This is a genomic window from Rhodoplanes roseus, from assembly GCF_003258865.1.
Taxonomy (GTDB): domain Bacteria; phylum Pseudomonadota; class Alphaproteobacteria; order Rhizobiales; family Xanthobacteraceae; genus Rhodoplanes; species Rhodoplanes roseus.
The window spans coordinates 1-7,998 of the sequence record NZ_NPEX01000264.1; the positions used below are offsets into that span (position 1 = coordinate 1).

The 7,998-nt window shown below is 70.8% G+C and carries 5 protein-coding genes and 1 pseudogene; 2 read left to right on the plus strand and 4 right to left on the minus strand.

What is annotated here, in order from left to right; translation table 11 throughout:
- The 4 genes and pseudogenes from CH341_RS25170 to CH341_RS25185 all read right to left on the minus strand — a co-directional run.
- Positions 1-277 (minus strand): annotated as a pseudogene (locus tag CH341_RS25170) (chloride channel protein); the annotation flags it as partial.
- A 151-nt stretch (positions 278-428) separates the two neighbouring features.
- Positions 429-2,282, minus strand: a complete 1,854-nt coding sequence (locus tag CH341_RS25175) for a DNA translocase FtsK (protein ID WP_111421723.1) — start codon at positions 2,280-2,282, stop codon at positions 429-431.
- Positions 2,264-4,471, minus strand: coding sequence for a hypothetical protein (locus CH341_RS25180; RefSeq protein WP_111421724.1), 2,208 nt, complete (start codon positions 4,469-4,471; stop codon positions 2,264-2,266). Before CH341_RS25180 ends, CH341_RS25175 begins: the two co-directional genes overlap by 19 nt.
- On the minus strand, positions 4,468-5,259 hold the full coding sequence (locus CH341_RS25185) for a hypothetical protein (RefSeq protein ID WP_111421725.1): 792 nt from the start codon (positions 5,257-5,259) through the stop codon (positions 4,468-4,470). Before CH341_RS25185 ends, CH341_RS25180 begins: the two co-directional genes overlap by 4 nt.
- Before the next feature lie 463 nt (positions 5,260-5,722).
- On the opposite strand from CH341_RS25185, the gene CH341_RS25190 reads away from it, so the two are divergent.
- Both CH341_RS25190 and CH341_RS25195 read left to right on the plus strand, forming a co-directional pair.
- A complete protein-coding gene (locus CH341_RS25190) occupies positions 5,723-6,697 on the plus strand; it encodes a Bug family tripartite tricarboxylate transporter substrate binding protein (protein WP_111421726.1) in 975 nt (324 codons plus the stop codon).
- A gap of 191 nt (positions 6,698-6,888) precedes the next feature.
- Entirely contained in the window at positions 6,889-7,902 is a 1,014-nt protein-coding gene (locus tag CH341_RS25195; protein ID WP_111421727.1) for a Bug family tripartite tricarboxylate transporter substrate binding protein, read from the plus strand.
- Positions 7,903-7,998: the final 96 nt, after the last annotated feature.

Here is a 7,998-nt window from a genome sequence, read left to right on the forward strand (position 1 = left end):
CGAGCCAGGCCGACGCGAGCCCGAGGGCGAGGCCGCCGAGGCACGGCACGGTGAGCGCCGCGACGGCGTCGACCGACCACACGGCCGACAGGCGCGCGCCGGACGGGATGCCGAACAGCCGCGTGTGGAGAACGTCGACCGCCGCGCTCATCGCGGAGACGACGAGGCCCGCCACCGCGCCGACCACGGCGCCGAGCACCACCAGCGCGGTCTCGCGCGAGCGGACCAGCGACCGCAGCCGGTGGGGGGCTTCGAACTCGCCGGGAGAAGGAGCCAACGCGGAGGTGCCTTGCGACCTGTCGGCGGGCGCCGGCAGGGGCCGCGTCCGCTGTCGTGGGGAGAGAACCGGGGGGCAGCGTGCCGGACCCCGGCACTGTGGCCGACCCCCGCCGCCCCGACAAGCCCGACGGGCGGCCGACGCGGGCGGCTCAGCCCCGCCCGCCGCCCCGGCCTCCGATTCCCACGGCCGCCAGAAACTCCGGCTGGGGGATGAACAGGCCCTGCGCGCGGACGAGGCCCTTGCCGAAGTCGCACAGGAGGTCGCCTTTGCCGAACAGGCTCTCGGCGCCGGGCTCGTCGAGGACGATCTGGGCGTTCACGGCGTTGGCGACCTTCAGGCACACCTTCAGCGGCAGGTTCGCCTTGACCAGGCCGGTGACGACGGCGCGGTCCGGCCGCTGCGTCGCCAGCACCAGATGGATGCCGGCGGCCCGGCCCTTGCCGGCGATGCGGGCGACCAGCGACTCGAACTCCTTCTTCTCGTCCCGCCCGGCCAGGATCAGGTCGGCGAACTCGTCGAAGATCAGCACCAGGAAGGGCAGGTCGGTGTGCCCCGCCGCCAGCCGCTCGCCGAGATTCACGAAGCCGCCGCGCGCCAGCACCCGGTAGCGCGCATCCATCTCGGCGACGGCGTCGCGCAGGATCGCCATGGCGTCGGCGAGCGTCGTGGCGACCGGGCGCCACAGATAGGGACTGCCCTCGACCCCCGCGAAGGTGAGGATCTTCGGGTCGATCAGGGCGACCTGCACGTGGTCCGGCGCGCTGCGCAGCAGCAGGCTGGCGACCATCGCCTTCAGCCACTCGCTCTTGCCGCTGCCGGTCGAGCCGGCGACGAGCGCGTGGCAGGTGTTGGGGTCGGCGAAGTCGGCCACCACCGGATCGCCCTCGACCCCCATGCCGATCGGAAACGCCACCGTGCTGGTCAGCGCCCCGCCGAGCGGGCCGGCGAGCGCGTCCTTCAGCAGGCAGGCCTTCGGCTCCGGCCGGGGCAGGTCGAGGATGACGAAGCCCTTGCCGGCCTTGATCAGCGGCGGCACGGCGAGCGACAGCGGGATCTGCAGATCCTCGGCCCGGTTGGCCAGCGACGAGACCTTGACGCCCGGGGCCGGCGTGAGCCGCAGGCGCACGAGCTGAGGACCCTCGACGACGCCCGAGACCTCGACGCCGAGATTGAAGCCGCGAAACGCCGCGACGACCTTTTGGGCGAGCGCGCCGCGGTCCGGCGCGGCGTGCTCCGGCGCTGCCGCGGCCGCGGGTGTGGCCGGGCGCGGTTGTAAAAACATCTCCTGCAGCACCGGCGCGACCAGGCCGGCGAAGATGTCGGCGAGGTCGTCGCGCGAGACCTGCACGTCGGAAAACTCCGGCAGGTAGTATTCCAGCGTGCCGCAGAAATCGCAGCCCGGCCGCCAGATCGGCAGCAGGTGGGCGTAGATCGCGAGCTGCACCAGGTCGGCCCTCTGGCGGGCGCCCTGGCTGAGCTTGTAGTCGACGACCTCGAGCCGGCGCTCGGGATGGATGCGGATCGCGTCGACCCGGGCCCGGATCTCCACCACGCCGTCGCCGACCGGCACCGGGATGCGGGCCAGATCCTGCTCGGCGGCGACGAACACGTCCTGCCAGTTCTCGAAGTCCTTGGTCCGCTGCCGCAGCGCGATCAGCCGGGTGCAGAAGGCCCGCATCCGCGCCGTGAAGATCTGCGCCTCCTCGCCGCGGTCCTGCGCGAACAGCCGGTCGGTCAGCGCCTGCAGCGAGGTCGCCCAGAGATGGTCGAGCAGCCCGTCGACCGTGTCGATGGCGGCGGCCCGGCCGAGGCTCGCCGGCGCGGTCAGCCAGGCGACCAGCGTCTCGGCCTCCTTGTGGAAGCGCAGGCTCATCGCCCGCGGCGTGCCGGCCGGGGCGAAGCTGCGGGTCGACGGCCGCTCGCCGGCGATCCAGCGGGCGCGCCAGTCCGGATCGACCACGGCGAAGGTCAGCTCGCTCGCCGTCAGGGTGTGATGCGCCATTGCAGGAAGATGGTTCTCGGCCCCGGATGCGCCTTCAGGTTCGGATGCGCCTCGACGCTGCGCAGCAGCGGGTCGCGCAGGTCCTCGCGTCCGAGCCGCCCCAGCACGGCGGTGATGTCGACGATGCGCTGCTCGCGCACCGTGTCGAGCACGATGCGCAGCCGGGCCGGATCGAGCGCCTGCGCCAACGCCGGTGCGCCGTCGTGGCCGTTCGCCGCTGCGGCCGGCTGCACCGGTGTCGTGCCGGTCGAGCGGCCGGGCGCCGACCGCTCGGCGTGGGGGCCGGTCGCGCGGTGTCCCGCCGCGTCGTGCCGCGCCCCGCCGGTCTGCGTTCCGCCGGGGTCCGGCTTCGGCGGCGCCGGCGGGCGCTCCGCCAGCTCCTTCAGCTCGGGCGCGAAGCGCGCCTGCAGCCAGGCCAGCGTCTCGCTGCCCGTGTAGGGAATGTTGCCCTGGAGCGCGTTGGAGTAGAGCTCGCGCGCCGCATGCAGCGCGCAGACCTGGTCGAGGGTCAGCTCGACGATGGCGAAGCCGGTCTGCTCGGCCGCCTCGATCATCCGGTTGACGGACGTCCAGCTCGGCCGCGGCACCTTCGGCAGATCCGGGGTGCGGAACACATAGGTCAGCACGGTGCGGCCCGGGATCGCGAGGGCGAGGTCCTGCGCCTCCTTGGCGATGCTGCCCCAGCGGTGCCAGTGGTCGCCGCCCTCGAAGGCGAAGAACACCGAGCGGTGCGGCCACGCCCATTCGACCGTGACGTAGCGGCGATGCGCCGGCCGGCTGACCGTGACGCCGGGCTGGCCGCGGCCGACATCCTTGACGAACCACATCAGCGCGTCCGGGCTGTAGGCGAGCAGTGCCTGCTTGGAGCGGACGTCGTTCATCTGCACCCGGAACAGATCGTCGAGCGGCGGCGGCGGGGCCTTGGTCTGCTCGGGATCGGCGAGCGCGCGGACGCGATCGGCCGCCCGCATCAGCATCGCCCGCACGCCGAGCTCGGGCAGCGGATCGAACACCGTCTCCAGCCAGTCGTCGGCGAAGAACCGCTCGATCGCCTCGTCGCCGAGATCGTGCTCTTTCAGCCGCGCCAGAATCAGCTCGCGCGCGCCGTCGATCCTGATCCCCTCCAGCTTGATCTCCGGCGACAGGCGCTCCTGCTGCGGCTTGGCGAAGCGGGGCAGGATCTCGGAGACCCAGTTCTCCTGATTGGCCGTGACGACGGTCAGGTGATTGCGCAGGTCGACATAGAGCTGGTCGACGCAGTTGCCGAGGGTGCGGATCAGCGCCGGGTCGCTGGCGTAGAACTCGGTCTGGTCGAAGCAGAACAGGAACGGCCGATAGTACGAGGCGAGCAGGCAGAGCCCCTGCAGGCGGCGGAAGCTGAGATCGTTGATCTCCTGCGCGTTGGCGTCGCCGCGGCCCTCGTTGTCGGCGGCGGACAGGCCCAGGAACTCGATCTCGTCGGCCTCGAGCGGCTCGGCCCGCAGCCATTTGAGCGCGGTGCGGCGGCCTTCGCCGTGGCGCTCGTCGAGCGCGATCGCCGCCAGGATGATCAGCCAGGCCTGCTCGCGCCCGTCGAGATCGATGCCGCGCAGATGCAGCCGGGCCGTGAGCTTGCCGATGTCGCGCGGATCGAGGATGCGGCCGCTCAGCCATTCGAACCATGGCCGCGTCTTGTCGTCCGGCAGGCTCGCCTCGGCGCCCAGCTTGCGCAGGAACGCGGCCGCACCGTCCGCGTCCTTGTAGCCGGGCAGGTCGGCGATGAAGTCTGCCGCGACATGGGCGAGCGTGCCGATGGCGAGCGATTCGATCTGCCGCGGCGCGTTCCTGCGGGCCTCGTCGGGCTGCTCCAGCTCCTGGATGGTCAGCAGCAGGATCGAGTGCCACGCCTTGTAGGGATCCTGGAACGGCCGCAGATACACCTTGGTGGCGCGCCGGCCGAGCCGCGCGAACAAGCGGCCGAGCAGATGCGACTTGCCGTAGCCGCGATCCGGCGAGACGACGAGCTGCGCCTTCTTGGGGCTCGCCGGCTTGCGCGGCGGCGGGCCGCCGTCGAGCGCCGAGAACTCGCGGTGCAGCCGGCTCAGCGGCGCGTCGTTGAGGCCCTTCACCGAGAACGACACCTCGCGCGGCTCGCGGACGACGTCGTCCTCGAACGGGTTCACGGCGATCTCGGCGAACGTCTTCGTCATCGGTCGTCCTTGACGACGACGGTGACGAACGGCTCGGAGAAGCCGGGCAGGCGGATGCCGGCCTCGATCACGGCGGCCGGAAGCTCGACCGAGGTGGTGGGGTGGATCGAGACGCGGCCGGCCTTGGCCTCCGCCAGCAGCAGCGCGTGCAGCGCCTCGCGCGGCGCGCCCAGCGCGGTCTGCAGATCGAGAATCTTCACGGCCGAGAAGCCGCCCTGTTCGGCCTTGAGCCGCCGATAGGCCGGCAGCACGGCGTCGAAGCCGAGCGCCGCCGCTCCGGTCGCTGCATGCTGCGCCGCATCGGGCCGCACCGGGGCTGGCGCCTCCGCGACGTCCGCGGTGTCGAAGCCGAACCGGTCGGCCGCCACGTCGCGATGGAGGTAGCATTTCGACGTGCCGAAGCTCAGCTCGACGATCGCCTGGCCGGCGACGGCGTGCTTGATCGCATCGGGAAAGAACCGGCGGTGCATGCCGGTCACCTTCTTCTCCAGCCCCGGCCTCGACAGGAGCTTGGTGCCGGACTGCAGCACCAGCCGGACCACGATGGCGCTGGCGGATTCGATCGACGGCCCGCGGCCCGTGGCGAAGTAGTATTGCGTGCGCGAATGCTTGACCGGCCCCCAGATCTCACCGTCCCGCACCAGCGCGGCGAGCGTATCGGCCAAGGCCTTGTCACGGTCCGGCGACGTCGACTTGCCGATGAACTTGGTCTTGATCTTGGCGACTGTGAGCCCGGCATCGCCCGCGTTCACGATCGCCGGAAGAAGATCGTCCAGCTTCGAAGCCATTCGGTTCGCGACCACTCGACGTAATGAAATCGGCCCTGCCGCCCTAGCCGCATCATAGTACGCGGGCGGGTCGAGAAAAGACCAATCTGGCATTCCCGAGCGCGGTGCACAACGGCGCCGTCGTCGCCTTCGGCGGCCGTCCACCCTGTGGCGTCGCCGCCGTCCGACGGCGCCGGCTCCGATCGTCGGAGTCATTGCGCATACGATGGATGCGCCTCGTCCGCACCGGACTTTGTTGCACTGCGTCCCCTGTCGTCCGCTGCATCGCGGTCGTGATCTGCTGCTGTGCACCAATCGTGGGGCGATCTGATCACTTCGTGAAAACCCGTGCGGCGTCGGGTCGCGCGTGGGATTGGTCTTTCAAACAGACGAGCGCGTGCTAGGCTCGGGGCCTCGCCTTTTGGCTCTTCCACGCCCGTCTTCCGCCCGGTTTCCGGTTTTTCGCCGATACGGAGCTCGCGACATGAAGGCACTGCTGATCCTGGCCGCCGGCGCGGCCGGCCTCCTGATCCATGGCGACGCTGTCGCGCAGAATTATCCCAGTCGGCCGATCGTCGCCGTGGTGGCGGCGAGCGCCGGCGGGCCGACCGACACCATCGCCCGCATCGTGACCGAGCGCATGGGTGCCTCGCTCGGCACCACCATCGTGATCGAGAATGTCGGCGGCGCCTCGGGCACCATCGGCACCGGCCGCGTCGCCCGTGCCCAGCCGGACGGCTACACGATCGGCATCGGCGGCTGGAACCACTACGTCGTCAACGCCGGCATCTACACCAATCTGCAATACGACCTGTTCGCCGATTTCGAGCCGGTGTCGCAGCTCTCCTCGGGGCCGCAGATCATCCTGTCCAAGAAGGCGGTACCGGCCACCAATCTCACCGAGCTGATCGCCTGGCTGAAGGCCCAGCCCTCCGTCACCATGGCGACCGGCGGGGTCGGCGCGCCCGGGCACGTCTCCGGCCTGTCGCTGCAGGACCGCATCGGGGTGAAGTTCCAGTTCGTGCCGTATCGGGGCTCCGCCCCGGCCCTGCAGGACGTGGTGGCCGGGCATCTCGACACGATCTTCGAGCAGACCTCGGCGGCGCTGCCGCAGATCCGCGGCGGCGGCGTGCGGGCCTATGCGGTGACGGCGAACGCCCGACTCGACGTGCTGCCCGACGTGCCGACCGTCGACGAGGCCGGCCTGCCCGGATTCTATCTCTCGGTCTGGCAGGGTCTGTGGGCGCCGAAGGGCACGCCCAAGGAGATCGTCGACAAGCTCGCGGCGGCGGTGCGCGAGGCCCTGGCGGACCCGAAGGTGAAGGCGCGCTTCGCCGAGATCGCCCAGCAGATCCCGCCGGCCGAGCACCAGACGCCGGCCGGCTTCTCGGCCTACCACAAGGCCGAGATGGAGAAGTGGGTGCCGATCATCAAGGCCGCCGGCATCGTGCCGAACTGACCTTGCACCGCAGCAATCGCCCGGCGCCCCGCGCATGGTGCGGAGCGCAGGCTCGATTGGTGCATTGGATTGCTCAATCGCGCAAAACGAACCATTTGCGTCATGACTGGTTCGGGCCCAGCGTCCGCCCGCATTGTCGCGCCGGCGACGGCTCCCCATCCGGCCGGCGCGCCCCGCCCAGGAGAACGCCCATGACGACGACCCCGTCCCGTCCGCTGTCGCGCCGCTTGGCGCTCGCCGCGCTGTCGCTGCCGCTGCTCCTCGCCACGTCCGGCCTCGCGCTGGCGCAGGCTCCGACGCCGGGGCCCGCCTTTCCGACCAAGCCGGTGCGCGTGCTGGTGCCCTATGCGGCCGGCGGCGCCGTCGACGTCCTGGCCCGCACGCTCGGGCAGGGCCTGTCGAAGAGCTGGGGCCAGCAGCTCGTGGTCGACAACCGGCCCGGCGCCGGCGGCATCATCGCGTCGCAGGCGCTCACCCAGTCGGCGCCGGACGGCTACACGCTGCTGCTCGTCGCCAGCGGCCATCCGCTCAACCAGTTCTTCTATCCCAAGCTGCCCTACGACACCTTCTCCGACTTCACGCCGATCACCGAGGTGGCCTACTCGCCGCTGACCATCAACGTCGCGGCGAACAGCCCGATCAAGAGCCTCAAGGAGCTTCTGGACGAGGCGCGCCAAAAGCCCGACACGCTGTCCTACGGCATGTCCGGCATCGGCACCTCGGCGCATCTGGCCGGCGCGCTGCTCAATCACAGCGCCAAGGTGAAGATCGTCTCGATCCCCTACAAGGGCGGCGCGCCCGCCTTGATGGCCGTGATCGCCGGCGAGATTCCGATGAGCATCAACCCGATGGCCGAGGTGGTCGGACAGCTCCAGGGCGGCACCGTGCGGGCCGTGGCGGTGACCACGAAGGACCGCTCGCCGGCGCTGCCGGACGTGCCGAGCGTCGCCGAGCAGGGCGTGCCCGGCTTCGACACCGCCGTGTGGTGGGGTCTGCTCGGCCCCAAGGGCATGGACCCGGCCCTGGTCGACAAGATCCAGAAGGACGTCGCGGTGGCGCTCAAGGATCCGGTCGTGGTCGACTACCTGAAGAAGACCGGCTCCTTCGCGATCGGCTCGACCCCCAAGGAGTTCGACGCCTACATGCGGGCCGAGGCCGAGAAGTGGGGCCCGGTGATCAAGGCCGCGAACATCAAGCTCGACTGAGTTTTTTCAGCTGACCAGTTCGGGTCGAGACAACGAGCGCCTGCGTTCGGGGCTTCCCCCCACCCCCGGCCCCTCCCCGCCATTCGCGACGCGAAT